The sequence below is a fragment of the Paracoccus sp. NIOT.M2S5SZ12 genome (assembly GCF_057748165.1).
In genome coordinates, this window is the sequence record NZ_JBYLFR010000003.1 from 246787 (window position 1) to 262181 (window position 15395).

Here is a 15395-nt window from a genome sequence, read left to right on the forward strand (position 1 = left end):
GCCTCAGTCCGGCCCCACCCCGGGGCCGGACCTCGCCATCTGGCCAAGGGTCCGCAGCGCCGCCATCAGCCGGTCGCGCGGCATCCGCCCGTTCAGCGCGATCCGCACCCCCTGCAGGGGCGCCTGCCCCGGCCCGCAGAAATCCGATGACGGCCGCACGATGACCCCCGCCGCGGCGGCGCGGGCCACGAAATCCGTGGCCGACCAAGGCGCGGGCAGCGGCAGCCAGATCATCGGCACCCCGGCCTGCCCGCGCGCGTCCAGCCCCGCCAGCGCCTCCTCGGCCATGGCCAGGCGATGCTCGACCTCCGCCTGGACCTCGCGCGCGATGCGTGACGCGTCACCCGACCGCATCAGCCGCGTCACCAGCCCGGTGATCGGCTGCGACAGGCCCATATGGCTGTGCTGGGCGGCCACGCGGCCCGCCTGCCCCATCCCCTCGGGGCAGATCAGCATGCCGAAGCGCAGCCCCACCGCGATGATCTTGGACAGGCTGCTGACATGCCAGACCCGCTCAGGCGCCAGCGCGCGCAGGCTGGCGGGCGCGTCGGGGCGCGGGCTGGGGGCATAGCACTCGTCCTCGATGATCTGCAGATCGTGGCGCCGCGCGATCTCGACGATCTCGGCGCGCCGCGCGGCACCCATCCCGGCCAACGTCGGGTTCTGGGCCGAGGGCGTCAGGCAGACCAGCCGCGCCCCGCTGGCCCGCGCCACGCGGTCCAGATCGTCGGGCCGCACGCCCTGATCGTCCAGCGCCACGGGCAGGGTCTGGGCGCGCATCAGCCGGGCCGCGTGACTGATGCCGGGATAGGTCAGCGCCTCGACCATGACCTTGGCGGGCTGATCGGCCAGGCACAGCGCCATGACCAGCGTGATCGCGTGCTGTCCGCCATGGGTCAGCACAAGATCCGATCGCGCGACGGTGCCAAGGGGACGCACCGCCATCCAGTCCAGCACCGCGTCGCGGCAGTCCTGATCGCGGCTGAGGGGCGTATAGTCTAGCACGCTCGCGTCCAGATCCTCGGCCAGCGCCGTCAGATGCGCGGCGATGCGCTGCACCTGGCCGCAATCGGGCAGCTGCGGGATGCGCAGGTCGGCCGGCCCGCCTGGCACGGTCGCCTGATCGACGCTCTCGTACAGCAGCGGCTGCGGCACCGGCTGGCGCGGGCGCGGTGCCGCGATGAAGCTGCCGCGGCCAACATGGCTCTCGATCACGCCCTCGGCGGCGGCGACCTGATAGGCGCGCGCGACGGTGCCGGTGGTGACCTTCAGCCGCCAGGCCAGGTCGCGCATCGGCGGCAGCCGCGTGCCGGGGGCCAGAAGCCCCGACCGTGCGGCCTCGCGCAGCGCGTTGGCCAGGGCGCGGAACTTCGGTCCGGGCTGCGCGGACAGATCGGGATGCCAGTCGTCGATGCGCATGGGGGGACTCCTTGTCGCACCGTCCCTGATAATGCGCCGTTTTTGCAGGCACAATCGTCCACGCGCCGGTGCCGCACCCGACAGGCAAAATAACTTGACCAATCGATCACAGAGGTCTCGACAGGTCTGAATCCCGGGCTAAACTGTCGGCCATGCAGGGTGGGACATTGCGGGCCGAGGGGGCCCCCCGACCCAAGCGGAGGGAGACAGAATGAAAGATTCCAAAGCGTTGGACCGGCGGTCCTTCATCACGCGTGCGTCCATCGGCGGTGCCGCCGCAGCGGCGGTCAGCGTCCTGGCGGCCCCGGCGATCGCCCAGGAAGCACCGCAGATCAACTGGCGCCTGGCCTCCAGCTTCCCCAAGTCGCTGGACACCATCTATGGCGGCGCCGAGGAGATATCGCAGCGCCTGTCCGAGGCGACCGACGGCCGCTTCAAGATCCAGGTCTTCTCGGCCGGCGAGATCGTGCCGGGGCTGGACGCGATCAACGCGACGACCGACGGGACCGTCGAATGCTCGCATTCGGTCGGCTACTACAACTGGGGCAAGGACCCGGCCTTCGCCTGCGGCGCCGACCTGCCCTTCACCTTCTCGGCGCGTGCCAAGAACGCCTACAACTATCAGGGCGGCGGCATCGACAACTACAACGCCTTCCTGGAGCAGTATAACCTGGTCAGCTACCCGGGCGGCAATACCGGCGTGCAGATGGGCGGCTGGTACCGCAAGGAGATCAACAGCCTGGCCGACCTGCAGGGCCTGAAGATGCGCATCTCCGGCCTGGCGGGCCGGGTGGTCGAGAAGCTGGGCGTGGTGCCGCAGCAGATCGCCGGCGGCGACATCTATCCCTCGCTGGAGCGCGGGACGATCGACGCGGCCGAATGGGTCGGCCCCTATGACGACAGCAAGCTGGGCTTCCAGAAGGTCGCGCCCTACTACTACTATCCCGGTTTCTGGGAGGGTGGCCCGACGGTCAGCTTCTTCGTGAACAAAGGCCAGTGGGACGCGCTGCCTGAGACCTACAAGTCGCTGTTCCGCACCTGCGCGCAGGCCGTGGACCAGAACATGCTGGCCAAATACGACTATCTGAACCCGACCGCCCTCAAGGAGCTGGTCGGCACCGGGGCGCAGCTGCGCTCGTTCAGCGAGGAGATCCTGACCGCGTCCTTTGCCGCGGCCAATGAGGTCTATGCCGAGGTCTCGGCCGAGAACGAGGCATTCAAGACCCAGTACGAGGCCATGCTGCAGTTCCGCGACGACTGGTATCTGTACCAGCAGACCGCGGAATACACCTTCGACACGTTCATGATGATCCAGCAGCGCAACGGCACCCTGGCCGTCGGCGGCTGATCCTCGGGCAGGATCGGAACGGGAAACCCCCGCGCAGAGACTGCGCGGGGGTTTTTCTTTGTCCGGTAAGCGGGGCGGGCCGGGGTCCCCGGCCCGCCCCGATCAGTTGCCCGACAGGCCCGGCGGGGGCGCGCCGAAGCCCAGACCCATACCGCCCGAAGGCGCTGCCGGCGTTTGGGCGGCAGGTTCAGGCGCAGTCGGCGCCGTCCCTGCCGGAGCGGGGCTTGCGGGGGAGGGAACCGCAGGTGCAGGAGCGGTCGGCGCGGGCTGCTGACCGAAGGGCGAGCCGCCCAGACCGCCAAGCGAGCCGAAGCCGCTGCCGCCCGACTGTCCGGCATCGCCGCCGCCCAGCCCACCGCCAAGACCTCCGCCCAGGCCACCGCCCATCGGGATCTCGATCCGCATGTTCGAGGTGTCCACGACCGGTCCCCTGTAGTGCATGACCATGCCCGGGAAGGCGATGACCGCCGCGATCATCAGAACCTGAAGCCCGACGAAGGGCACCGCCCCGCGATAGATGTTCAGCGTGGTGATCGGGTCCATCATCAGGCCCGTGACCTTGTCCCGATAGGATTTTCGCGGCGCGACCGAGCGCAAGTAGAACAGCGCGAAGCCCACCGGCGGGGTCAGGAACGAGGTCTGCATCGTCACCGCCAGGATCACCCCGAACCAGACCAGATCGATGCCGAGCGCGTTCGCCGCCGGGATTAGCAGCGGCACGATGACGAAGGCCAGTTCGAAGAAGTCGAGGAAGAACCCCAGGAAGAAGATGATCACGCAGGAGACGATCAGGAAACCCGTGACCCCGCCGGGCAGCGCCGTCAGCAGGTCGCGCACCCAGATATGGCCGTTGACCGAGTAGTAGGTCAGCGAGAAGACCGTTGCCCCGATCAGGATGAACATCACGAATGCCGACAGCTTGACGGTGGACAGCAGTGCCTGGTTCAGCACGTCATAGCTGAGCCGCCCCTTGACGGCCGACAGGATCAGAGCGCCCATGGCGCCCATCGCGCCGCCTTCGGTGGGCGTGGCGATACCCAGGAAGATCGTGCCCAGCACCAGGAAGACCAAAGCCAGCGGCGGGATCATCACGATGATGACCTCGCGCGTCATCGGCGACAGCCAGCGACCGCCCAGGGCGCGGTCGGTGACCGCGAGGACCAGAAGGACGGCAACCGCCAGCGTGGCCGCCCAGATGGCCGCGTTGGTGACGCCATTCGCCTCCATCCAGCGGCTGGACAGGTAGAAGATGCCCGCCGCCAGCAGGCTGACCACCAGAAGCGACCAGCCGCCGCCGCCCAGGCTGCGCGCCTCCAGCGGCAGGGGGGGCATTGACCTGGGACGCAGGATCGACAGGATCAGGACGTAGACGATGTAGACACCGGTCAGGGCCAGCGCGGGCACCATGGCGGCCCTGTACATGTCGCCCACCGACCGACCCAGCTGGTCGGCCAGCACGATCAGCACCAGCGAAGGCGGGATGATCTGCGCCAGCGTCCCCGAGGCCGCGATCACGCCCGTCGCCAGCGGCTTGTCATAGCCGTAGCGCATCATGATCGGCAGCGAGATCAGCCCCATGGAGATGACCGAGGCCGCGACCACGCCCGTCGTCGCCGCCAGCAGCGCGCCGACCAGGATCACCGCATAGGCCAGGCCTCCGCGCACCGGTCCGAACAGCTGGCCGATGGTGTCCAGCAGTTCCTCGGCCATGCGTGACCGTTCCAGCACGATCCCCATCAGCGTGAAGAACGGGATGGCCAGCAGCGTGTCGTTGCGCATCACGCCGAAAACCCGGTCGCCAAGAGCGCCCAGGAGGTTCCAGCCCAGGTTCACCTGGTCCGACAGCGGCGTCAGGAACACCCCGAAGAAGAAGAACAGCAGCCCGTTCGCGGCCAGCGCGAAGGCGATCGGATAGCCGAACAGCAGGAAGGCCACCATCGAGAAGAACATGATGGGGGCAAGGTTGTGGGCAATGAGGTCGATCACGCGCGGCGCTCCGGTTCGTCGGTCAGGTCGGTGCGGCCTGCCAGCATCAGCTCGGCCTCGTGGATGGCGGCCTCGTTCGGGCCTGTCGACAGGTGCGGATCGAGGATGATGCCGCGCATGACGGCGATCTTCTTGACGATCTCGGACAGCCCTTGGGCGAACAGCATGCCGAAGCCCACGACCAGGATCGCGCGCGCCGGCCACAGCGGCAGGCCGCCCGCGTTCATCGAGATCTCTCCGCTGCGGATGCTGCCCATCAGCGCGGGCCAGGTCAGCCACAGCATGATCGTGGTGAAGGGCATCAGGAACAGCACGGTGCCGATCAGGTCAATCCAGTGCTGCACCCGGCGCGACCAGCGGCCATAGATCACGTCGATGCGGACGTGTTCGTTCTCGAGCAGGGTCCAGGCCGAGGCCAGCATGAAGGCGGCGCCGAACAGGTACCACTGCGCCTCCAGCCAGGCATTCGACGACATGCTGAACAGCTTGCGGACGACCGCGTTGACGGCGCTGATGACCACGGCCAGCAGGATCAGCCACGCGACGCTGCGGCCGACAAGCGACGTGACGCGGTCGATGCCGCGTGAAAGGGCCAAAAGGCCACCCATGATATGCTCCTCCCTCAAGGCGCGGCCTTGGGGCCGCGATCCGGTTGACCCGGTCGTTCTGTCGGGCAGGATATGCGGCAACCCGTCCGGCCCGGTCAAGTTTTTCCGCAGGCTTCCCCTAGGTCAATGCGGCCATGCCGACCAGCGCCGCACATTCCGCCAGCACCGCCGACGCGCCCAGCACGTCGCCCGTCTGCCCGCCCAGCAGGCGGCAGGCGCGGCGCGACACCGCCACGACGCTGACCGCGGCCAGCGCCATGGCCAGAGCGGCGGCCCCCGGCCCCGGCGCGGTCAGCAGAAGGGCCAGCGCCCCGGTCAGACCCGCCGCCAGCACCGCGCGCCGCGACGGGCGTCCCGCACCCTGTCCCAGCCCGTCGCGGCGCGCGGGCGGCAGGGCGCGCATCAGCACCACCGGCGCGACGCGCCCGGCCGCGACCGCGCCGATCAGCGCCACGGGACCAAGAGCCGCCACCGCCGCGACGCGCACCAGTATCGCGGCCGTCAGCGCCGCCGCACCATAGCTGCCGATCGTGGGTTCGCGCATGATCCGCAGGCGGTCCTCCCGGTCGCGTCCGCCCCCCGCATCGGCGAAATCGGCCAGCGCATCCTCGTGCAGCGCCCCGCTGAGCCAGACCGCCAGCGCCACGGCCAGCGTCGCGGGCAGCAGGCCCGGCCCCATCAGCCACAGCGGCAGCCCGGCCAGCGCGCCCAGCACCGCCCCTGCCAGCGGAAAGGCCCATGCCGCCTCGGACAGCGGCATCGCGCGCGGCGGCAGCTGGCGGCCAAGCGGCAGCCGCGTCAGGAAGACCAGCGCCAGGATCAGCTGGCGGGGCCTAGACAATCCCGGCCTCGGCGAAGGTCGCCATGCCGTTGTGACATTCCAGCGCCGCGCGCAGTACCAGAAGCGCCACGGCCGCGCCCGATCCCTCGCCAAGCCGCATGTCCAGCGACAGGACAGGCCGCATGCCCAGGGCGGCGATCAGGCGGCGGTGGCCCGGCTCGGCGCTCTCATGGCCGATCAGGCAATGGGCCAGCGCGGCGGGGTCATCACGGATCAGCACCGCGGCGGCGGCCGTGCAGATGAAGCCGTCCAGGATGACCGGAATCCCCAGCTCTCCCGCGCGCCGCACCGCGCCGCAGATCGCCGCCTGCTCGCGCCCGCCGAACGCCGCCAGCGTGTCTGCGGTGCCGGTCACGGAATGACGGGCCAGCCCTTCGGCCACGACGCGGGTCTTGGCCGCCAGCATTGCACCCTGCGCGCCGGTGCCGGGGCCGACCCAGTCCTCGGCCCGGCCCCCGAAGGTCGCCGCGGCCAGCCCGGCCGCAACGGTCGAATTGCCGATCCCCATCTCTCCCAGCAGCAGGACATGCGCCTCGGGATCGACGACCTCGCCCCCCCGCGCCATGGCCTTGGCGACCTCGGCCGGGGTCATGGCGGGGCCTTTGGTAAAATCCGCGGTGGGCCGGTCCAGGTCCAGATCCACGACCGACAGCGCGGCCCCGGCCACGCGGCACAGCTGATTGATCGCGGCCCCCCCGGCGCGGAAGTTCGCGACCATCGCCGCCGTGACCGCCGGGGGGAAGGGCGTCACGCCCTGCGCCGCGATGCCGTGATTGCCCGCAAAGATCAGCGCCTGCACGCGCTTTAGCACGGGCCGGTCGGTCCCCTGCCAGCCCGCCATGAACACCGCCAGCTCCTCCAGCCGGCCAAGCGATCCGGCAGGTTTGGTCAGCTGCGCCTGCCGGGCCAGGGCGGCATCGGCGGCGGTCGCGTCAAATCGGGGCATCGGGGTCGGTCTCCGTGGGTTTCAGGCGAAAAGGCATGCCGCTGATGGACATCCAGACCTCGTCGGCGACCTGCGCGACGGCCTGGTTCATGCGGCCGTGATCGTCCCGGAACCGCCGCGCCAGCGCATTGTCCGGGACGATCCCCTGGCCAAGTTCGTTGGTAACAAGGACGACAGGACAGCATTGCTGACGTAACGTCATGCACAATGCGCCGATATCCGCCGATCCCAGACAATTGGAGAGCCACAGCGTCAGGCAGTCGATCAGGCGCACGCCCTGCCCGTCGGTGGCCATCAGCGCGGCGACCAGGTCGACCGGCTCCTCGACCGTGTGCCAGCCCGCGCCGCGATCGTCTTGATGCGCCTTGATTCTTTCGGCCATCTCCGCGTCGCGGCCCTGCGCGGTCGCGATGTAGATGCGCGGCATCGCGTGCCGCGTCACCAGACGTTCGGCCAGCGCCGACTTGCCGGACCGCGCGCCGCCGGTCACAAGGGTGATATGTCCGCACCGTGTCATGCGGGACTGTTTTCCACAGGGCGGGACGGTTGGAAAGCGCGAAACGCCGCTTGCCCAGCCCCGCGCTTTCACTAAACCTCGCGCCATTCCGGTGCGAGACGACACCGATACACAACTTGGAGGAGTTGGGATGACCAAGCTTTTCGCGACGACCGCCCTGCTGACCGCGCTGGCTTTGCCCGCATGGGCCGTGCAGCCCGCCGAGGGCGAGACCCTGGCCGAGAACCAGACCTATACCTACTGGCTGCTGGACGCGATCAAGTCGCTGGACCCGGCCAAGAACACCGATGTCGAGGGTTCGGACGCGCTGCGCTCGCTGTTCGAGGGTCTGATGATCCAGGACGCGCAGGGCGAGATGATCCCCGGCATGGCCGAGAGCCACGAGGTCTCCGAGGACGGCCTGACCTACACCTTCAACCTGCGCGAGGCGAACTGGTCGAACGGCGATCCGGTCACCGCGGATGACTTCGTCTATGCCTGGCAGCGCGTCGTGACGCCCGAGACCGCGTCGGAATATGCCTGGTACCTGGAGCTGATGAACATCCAGAACGCCACCCAGATCATCGCCGGAGAGATGACCCCCGACCAGCTGGGCGTCACCGCGCTGGACGACCGCACCCTCCAGGTCCGCCTGACCACCCCGACCCCCTATTTCATCAAGACCCTGTCGCACACCACGACCTATCCCGTGCCGCGCGCCGTGGTCGAGGAGCTGGGCGATGCCTGGGTCCAGCCGGGCAACATCGTGGGCAACGGCGCCTATACCTTGGCCAGCCACAATCTGGGCGTCGAGATCGTCTTCCAGAAGAACCCCGAATACTGGGACGCCGAGAACGTGATCATGGAGACCGTGCGCGGCGTCACCGTGAACGACAACAACGTCGCCCTGACCCGCTATCAGGCCGGAGAGCTGGACCGCGTCCAGATCCCCGCGGGCCAGTTCCCCCGCCTGTCCGAACAGTTCCCGGACGCGGCGGTGTCGGTGCCGAACGGCTGCTCCTATGCCTATGTGTTCAACCTGTCGGAAAAGGGCCCCGAGGTCCTCAAGGACGTCCGCGTGCGCGAGGCCATTGCCCTGTCGCTGAACCGCGAGGTGATCGTGGACCAGGTCCTGCAGGGCGGCCAGGAGCCGGCCTACACCTGGACGCACTGGGCGATCGATGGCTTTGCCGCGCCCGAGGGCGGCATGAAGGACATGCCGATGGAGGCCCGCCTGGCCCGCGCGCAGGAGCTGTTGGCCGAAGCCGGCTACGGTCCCGACAACCCGGTCAAGGTCCAGCTGCAGTACAACACCGATGACAGCCACCGCCTGCTGGCCATCGCCGCCCAGCAGTTCTGGCGCCCCCTGGGCATCGAGGTCGAGCTGAACAACGTCGAATGGGCCGTCCACACCGACCGCCTGCAGAACCAGGACTTCGAGATCGCGCGCTATGCCTGGTGCGCCGATTACGACGAGGCCTCGACCTTCCTCGACTGGTTCCGCACCGACGGCTACAACAGCGGCAAGTGGTCGAACGAGGAATACGATCAGCTGCTGGTCGACGCCCGCACGGCCGAGGACACCGCGCCCCTCTATCGCCGCGCCGAGGAGATTCTGGCGGAGGAACACCCGGCGGTCTTCGTCTATCACTACGCCGATGTCGACATGATAAACCCGGCGATCAAGGGCCTGCCGCGCGAGAACCTGCTGAACACCTGGTACGCCAAGGACCTGTATCGCGTCGCCGAGTAAGGTGGCATCCTGACCGGGGGCCGGGGTGGCGCAGGCTGCCCCGGTCCCGTTCGTTTCAACCCTCCCGCAGGGAAGGCCCCACGCGATGTTCGCATTCATCCTGCGACGGCTGGCGGTGGCGATACCCACGCTGCTGCTGCTGATCGTCCTCTCCTTCGTCCTGATGCAGCTGGCACCGGGCGGACCCTTCACGGGCGAACGCGCCCTTCCCCCGGCCGTCCTAGCCAACCTGGAGGCGCAGTACGGCCTGAATGACCCGCTCTGGCTGCAGATCTGGAACTATCTGGTCAATGTGGTCGTGCATTTCGACTTCGGCCCCAGCTTCGTCTATCCCGACCGCACCGTGAACCAACTGATCGCCAGCGGATTCCCGGTGACGCTGACCTATGGCGGCCTGTCCTTCGTGGCGGCCGTCGTCGTGGGCGTGGCCCTGGGCGTGGTGGCGGCGATCTGGCACAACAGCTGGGTCGATTATCTGGCGGTCGGCGTGTCCATCGGCGCGCAGGTGCTGCCGAACTTCGTGATGGCGCCGCTGTTGGTCCTGGTCTTCACGCTGTGGTACGGGCTGCTGCCGGGCGGCGGCTGGAGCTTCAACGATCCCAGCTTCTGGATCATGCCGGTCATCGCGCTCTCGACCAGCTACATGGCCTCGATCGCGCGCATCACCCGGTCGTCGATGCTGGAGGTGCTGGGCTCGAACCACATCCGCACCGCGCGGGCCAAGGGGATGCCCGAACATCGCGTCATCATCCGCCACGCGCTGAAGCCCGCGATGCTGCCGGTCATCAGCTATCTGGGGCCGGTCTTCGTGTCGATGATCACCGGGTCGGTGGTGATCGACATCTATTTCTCGACCGGCGGCATCGGCAAGGCCTTCGTCGATTCCGCGCTGAACCGCGACTATGCCGTGATGATGGGCGTCACCATCCTGGTGGGCGCGCTGACCATCCTCTTCAACCTCGTCGTCGACGTGCTCTACGCATGGATCGACCCCAAGATCAGGTACTAGGTCATGGTCATCGATCAATCCAAGATGCAGTCCCTCTCGGCCCGCATGGTCGAGGCAGAGGTCCGCGGCCGCAGCCCCTGGGCAGACGCGCGCCGCCGCTTCTTCCGCAACAGGGCCGCGATGCTGGGCCTGACGATCCTGGTGCTGGTGTCGCTCTTCGCGATCTTCGGCGGCCAGTTCGCCCGGTGGTCGAATGAGGAACTGGATTTCAGCGTCATGGGACAGGTCGCCCAGATGGGCCAGCCCTCTCTGGAGAACGGGCATTTCTTCGGCACCGACGATCTGGGCCGCGACCTCTATGCCCGCGTAGTGCAGGGCACCCGCATCAGCCTGATGGTGGGCGTCGTGGGGGCGGCCATCGCAGTCATCGTCGGCACGCTCTATGGCGCGACGGCGGGCTATGTCGGCGGGCGCACCGACCAGATCATGATGCGCGCGGTCGATATCCTGATGTCGATCCCCTACATGTTCGTGCTGATCCTGCTGCTGGTCATGTTCGGACGGTCGATGTCGATGCTGTTCCTGGGCATCGGCCTGATCTCCTGGCTGGACATGAGCCGAATCGTTCGCGGTCAGACCCTTAGCCTCAAGAACCGAGAATTCATCGAGGCCGCGCGCGCCACCGGAGTGTCGTCCTTCCGGATCATCATCCGCCATATCGTCCCGAACCTGCTGGGCGTGGTCGCGGTCTATGCGACGCTCTTGGTGCCGCTGATGATCCTGACGGAAAGCTTCATCAGCTTCCTTGGCCTGGGCGTGCAGGAACCCCTGACCAGCTGGGGGGCGTTGATCTCGGAAGGCGCGGGCACGATGAACTATGGCACGTTGTGGCAGCTGGCCTTTCCGCTGTTCTTCTTCGTGATCACGCTGTTCGGCTTCTTCTTCGTGGGCGACGGCCTGCGCGACGCCCTCGACCCCAAGGAGCGCTGAGATGGCCCTTCTCGAATTGCGTGACCTCTCGGTCCGCTTCCAGACCAACGATGCCGAGGTGCGGGCCGTCAACGACGTGACCCTGTCGGTCGATGCGGGCGAGACCCTGGGCATCGTCGGCGAATCCGGCAGCGGCAAGTCGCAGCTGTCCTTTGCCATCATGGGCCTTCTGGCGCGCAACGGCGCGGCCTCCGGCAGCGTCCGTTTCGACGGACAGGAGATCCTGAACGCCCCGGTCAAGGTGCTGAACCGCATCCGCGCCGAACAGATCGCGATGATCTTTCAGGACCCGATGACCTCGCTGAACCCCTATATGCGGGTGGCCGACCAGATGGCCGAGGTGCTGACGCTGCACAAGGGCCTGTCGAAACGCGATGCCGTCACGCAAGCCGTGCAGATGCTGGACGCGGTCAAGATCCCCGACGCCAAGGGGCGCATCCGCCTCTATCCGCACGAGTTTTCGGGCGGCATGCGGCAGCGGGTGATGATCGCCATGGCGCTGCTGTGCCGCCCCAAGCTGCTCATAGCGGATGAGCCCACCACCGCGCTGGACGTGACGGTGCAGGCGCAGATCATGGCGCTGCTGTCGGACCTGCAGCGCGATTTCGGCATGGCGATGATCCTGATCACCCATGATCTGGGCGTGGTCGCTGGGTCATGCGAACGGGTCGCGGTCATGTATGGCGGCCGCATCCGCGAGACCGGGCCGGTGCGCCCGATCTTTGCCGAACCGACGCATCCCTACACCCAGGGCCTTCTGGACGCGATCCCGCGTGTCGATCAGGACGATGAGGACCTGCGCGCCATCCCCGGTCAGCCCCCGAACATGAGCCGCCCGCCATCGGGCTGCGCCTTCGAGCCGCGCTGCCCCTATCGTCGCGAAGGCTGCGACCGCATCGACCCCGCGCTGGAGGTCTTTGCCCCCGGCCGCGCCCGCGCCTGCCACGCGCCTGTGGCCGAGGTGCTGGCGCGACGCATGATCGACGACCCGCAGCCCGACCTGATCGCGGCGGGCGGCGACGTGCTGGCCGACGCCCTGCCCGAGGGCGCCGTCGCCGGTGCCGGTGCGGCCGGCGCCACCCAGACCCCCGGATCGGAGGCCAAGCCATGAGCGATCTTCTGAGCGTGCGCGACCTGCGCGTGACCTTCCAGATCCGCCCCGAGGGCGCGATGCCCTGGACCCGCCCGAACCCGCTGCGCGCGGTGAACGGCGTCGATTTCGCGCTGGCACCCGGAGAGACCCTGGGCGTGGTGGGCGAATCCGGCTGCGGGAAATCGACCCTGGCCCGCGCGCTGATCGGGCTGGTCCCGGCCACGGGCCAGGCGGAATGGATCGACGGCAGGGACCTTCTGGCGCTGACCCCCCGTCAGATGATGGCCTATCGCCAGGACATCCAGATGGTGTTCCAAGACCCGCTGGCTAGCCTGAACCCGCGCATGACCGTGGGCCAGATCATCGCCGAACCCCTGACCACGCATCGCCCCGACCTACCCCGCGCCCAAGTGCGCGAGCGGGTCAAGGCGATGATGGAGAAGGTCGGCCTGCTGCCCAACCAGATCAACCGCTATCCGCATGAATTCAGCGGCGGCCAGTGCCAGCGCATCGGCATTGCCCGCGCCCTGATCGTGGAGCCGAAGCTGATCATCTGCGATGAGCCGGTCTCGGCGCTGGACGTGTCGATCCAGGCGCAGGTCATAAACCTGCTGATCCGGCTGCAGAAGGATCTGGGGCTGGCGCTGATCTTCATCGCGCATGACCTGTCGGTGGTGAAGCATATCAGCGACCGGGTGATGGTGCTCTATCTGGGCCGCGTGATGGAGATGGGTCCGGTGCAGGCGCTCTATTCCGACCCCCGGCACCCCTATACGCAGGCGCTGCTGTCCGCCGTGCCGGTCCCCGATCCGACGATCGAGACCGCCAAGACCATCGTGCCGCTGGCAGGCGACCTGCCCTCGCCCATGAACCCGCCATCGGGTTGCGTGTTCCGCACGCGCTGTCCCCGAGCGCGGGCCGAATGCGCGGCGTCGGTGCCGGTGCTGACGGTGGGCGACCATCAGGTCGCCTGCCATTTTCCGGGGCCACTGACGGAGGCCGAGATCGCCCACGCCCGCCGGACCGAGGCCGCCTGAGATGCCGCCCGACGCGCCCGCATCCCCCGATTATGCGGCGCGTTGGGCGGCGCTCAAGAACATCCCGCCCTTCCTGGTCATGGTCTGGCGGGCCAGCCCCGCGCTGACCCTGGCCATGGTGGCGCTGCGGCTGATGCGGGCGCTGATGCCGGTCGCGATGCTGTGGGTCGGCAAGCTGATCATCGATCAGGTCGTGGCCCTGTCGGCCGCGGGCGGCCCGGATACGCTGGCGGGCTGGTGGGACAGCGGGCTTGCTCATCCGCTGATCGGGCTGGTGGCGCTTGAGCTGGCGCTGGCGATCGCACAGGACGTGCTGGGGCGGCTGGTCGCCTATGTCGATGCGCTGCTGCAGGAGAGGCTGGTCATCGACATCTCGATCCGGCTGATGGATCACGCGGCGGATCTGGACCTGGCCTCCTTCGAGGATGCCAGCTTTCAGGACCGCCTGGACCGCGCCCGGCGCCAGACGATGGGGCGCATCCCCCTGCTGAACCAGCTGATGCAGCAGATGCAGGACAGCGTCACGGTCATCAGCTTTGGCGTGGGTCTGGTGGTCTACAATCCCTGGCTGGTGCTGCTGCTGGCGCTGGCGCTGATCCCGTCCCTGATGGGAGAGATGCACTTCAACGCCCGCACCTATGCGCTGAACCACGCCCGCGCCGCCGACCGGCGCGAACGCGACTATCTGCGCATGATCGCGGCCACCGCCGAGACCGCGAAAGAGGTGAAGATCTTCAGTCTAAGCCCCTGGCTGCGCGACAGATATCTGACCCTGGCCCGGCGGTTCTATCTGGAGAACCGGGTGATCCAGCGACGGCAACTGTCGGTGATGGCGGTGCTGACCGCGCTTGGCACGCTGGCCTATTACGCGGCCTTCCTGTGGATCATCGCGCGCACCCTGACGGGGCAGCTGTCCATCGGCGATCTGACCTTCCTGTCGGGCAGCTTCCTGCGGCTGCGCGGTCTGCTGGAGGGGCTGCTGTCGGGGTTCTCCAGCATGGCGGGTCAGGCCATGTATCTGGACGACCTGTTCGATTTCTTCACCGCACGCCCGGCCATCGCCAGCCCCGCCGATCCGCTGCCGGTGCCCACGCCCATCGCGCAGGGCTTCCGCTTCGAGAATGTAGGCTTTCGATATCCGGGCCGCGAGGATTGGGCGGTCCGCGGCATGACGCTGGAGCTGCGCGCCGGAGAGACGGTCGCCTTGGTCGGAGAGAACGGCGCGGGCAAGACCACCATCGTCAAGCTGCTGGCGCGTCTCTATGACCCCGACGAAGGCCGCATCACGCTGGATGGGCGCGATCTGCGCGACTATGACCTGGACCAGCTGCGCGGCACGGTGGGCGTGATCTTTCAGGACTTCGTGCGCTATGCGGTGACCGCGGCGGAGAACATTGCCATCGGCCGGATCGACGCGCGCGACGACCGCCCCCGCATCGTGACCGCCGCCGAACGGTCCCTGGCCGATCAGGTCATCGCCAAGCTGCCCAAGGGCTATGACCAGATGGTCGGCAAGCGCTTTGCCCGCGGCCTGGACCTGTCGGGGGGCGAATGGCAGAAGCTGGCCATCGCGCGCGCCTACATGCGCGACGCGCAGCTGCTGGTCCTGGACGAGCCGACGGCGGCGCTGGACGCGCGGGCGGAATACGAGGTTTTTCTGCGGTTCCGCGACCTGACCCAGGGGCGGACGGCGCTGCTGATCTCGCACCGCTTCTCATCCGTGCGGATGGCCGACAGGATCATCGTGCTGGAGGGCGGCCGCGTCCAGGACCAGGGCAGCCACGCCGAGCTGGTTGCCCGGCCTGGCCGCTACAAGGAACTGTTCGAGCTGCAGGCGCAGGGGTACCGTTAAAGGGCGTTGTTGCAGAAAGGCGGCTTGAGGCGTGACTTCCCCTTTCCCCTTTAGGTTCAGGCGACGCGGGCGACCCC

Annotated in this window: 13 protein-coding genes; 7 read left to right on the top strand and 6 right to left on the bottom strand. The window is 68.1% G+C overall.

The genetic code is table 11. The features are described from left to right. Positions 1-3 precede the first annotated feature (3 nt). On the bottom strand, positions 4-1419 hold the full coding sequence (locus tag AC2SGK_RS04735; protein ID WP_488322438.1) for an aminotransferase-like domain-containing protein: 1416 nt from the start codon (positions 1417-1419) through the stop codon (positions 4-6). Positions 1420-1648: 229 nt separating this feature from the next. Between AC2SGK_RS04735 and AC2SGK_RS04740 the strand changes: the two genes are divergently transcribed. Then, on the top strand, positions 1649-2767 hold the full coding sequence (locus AC2SGK_RS04740; protein ID WP_488322453.1) for a TRAP transporter substrate-binding protein: 1119 nt from the start codon (positions 1649-1651) through the stop codon (positions 2765-2767). A gap of 102 nt (positions 2768-2869) precedes the next feature. On the opposite strand, the gene AC2SGK_RS04745 is transcribed toward AC2SGK_RS04740, so the two are convergent. The 5 genes from AC2SGK_RS04745 to cobU form a co-directional block, all read right to left on the bottom strand. Then, complete coding sequence (locus tag AC2SGK_RS04745) at positions 2870-4753, bottom strand: TRAP transporter large permease (RefSeq protein ID WP_488322439.1); 1884 nt, start codon at positions 4751-4753, stop codon at positions 2870-2872. Beyond that, a complete protein-coding gene (locus tag AC2SGK_RS04750; RefSeq protein WP_488322440.1) occupies positions 4750-5361 on the bottom strand; it encodes a TRAP transporter small permease subunit in 612 nt (203 codons plus the stop codon). Before AC2SGK_RS04750 ends, AC2SGK_RS04745 begins: the two co-directional genes overlap by 4 nt. Positions 5362-5479: 118 nt before the next feature. Then, positions 5480-6202 (bottom strand): adenosylcobinamide-GDP ribazoletransferase, encoded by a 723-nt coding sequence (cobS, locus tag AC2SGK_RS04755; RefSeq protein WP_488322441.1) that lies wholly within the window; start codon positions 6200-6202, stop codon positions 5480-5482. Then, positions 6195-7148 carry a nicotinate-nucleotide--dimethylbenzimidazole phosphoribosyltransferase gene (gene cobT, locus AC2SGK_RS04760; RefSeq protein ID WP_488322442.1) on the bottom strand — a complete coding sequence of 318 codons (954 nt, stop codon included), beginning with the start codon at positions 7146-7148 and terminating at the stop codon, positions 6195-6197. The genes cobS and cobT overlap by 8 nt, the downstream gene beginning before the upstream one ends. Further along, the gene (cobU, locus tag AC2SGK_RS04765; protein ID WP_488322443.1) at positions 7135-7665 is read right to left on the bottom strand and encodes a bifunctional adenosylcobinamide kinase/adenosylcobinamide-phosphate guanylyltransferase; all 531 of its coding nucleotides are present in this window, start codon (positions 7663-7665) and stop codon (positions 7135-7137) included. The genes cobT and cobU overlap by 14 nt, the downstream gene beginning before the upstream one ends. Positions 7666-7795: 130 nt before the next feature. Here cobU and AC2SGK_RS04770 point away from each other — a divergent pair, with 130 nt between their 5' ends. The 6 genes from AC2SGK_RS04770 to AC2SGK_RS04795 all read left to right on the top strand — a co-directional run bounded on the left by AC2SGK_RS04770 (position 7796) and on the right by AC2SGK_RS04795 (position 15318). Then, on the top strand, positions 7796-9397 hold the full coding sequence (locus AC2SGK_RS04770; RefSeq protein ID WP_488322444.1) for a peptide ABC transporter substrate-binding protein: 1602 nt from the start codon (positions 7796-7798) through the stop codon (positions 9395-9397). A gap of 85 nt (positions 9398-9482) precedes the next feature. Continuing rightward, on the top strand, positions 9483-10406 hold the full coding sequence (gene oppB / locus AC2SGK_RS04775; RefSeq protein WP_488322445.1) for an oligopeptide ABC transporter permease OppB: 924 nt from the start codon (positions 9483-9485) through the stop codon (positions 10404-10406). Between the two features lie 3 nt (positions 10407-10409). Continuing rightward, positions 10410-11336 (top strand): ABC transporter permease subunit, encoded by a 927-nt coding sequence (locus tag AC2SGK_RS04780; protein WP_488322446.1) that lies wholly within the window; start codon positions 10410-10412, stop codon positions 11334-11336. A gap of 1 nt (position 11337) precedes the next feature. Next, on the top strand, positions 11338-12447 hold the full coding sequence (locus AC2SGK_RS04785) for an oligopeptide/dipeptide ABC transporter ATP-binding protein (RefSeq protein ID WP_488322447.1): 1110 nt from the start codon (positions 11338-11340) through the stop codon (positions 12445-12447). Further along, positions 12444-13466: an oligopeptide/dipeptide ABC transporter ATP-binding protein gene (locus tag AC2SGK_RS04790; protein WP_488322448.1), complete on the top strand. Its 1023-nt coding sequence runs from the start codon at positions 12444-12446 to the stop codon at positions 13464-13466. The genes AC2SGK_RS04785 and AC2SGK_RS04790 overlap by 4 nt, the downstream gene beginning before the upstream one ends. A 1-nt stretch (position 13467) precedes the next feature. Then, on the top strand, positions 13468-15318 hold the full coding sequence (locus tag AC2SGK_RS04795; RefSeq protein ID WP_488322449.1) for an ABC transporter ATP-binding protein: 1851 nt from the start codon (positions 13468-13470) through the stop codon (positions 15316-15318). Positions 15319-15395 lie beyond the last annotated feature (77 nt).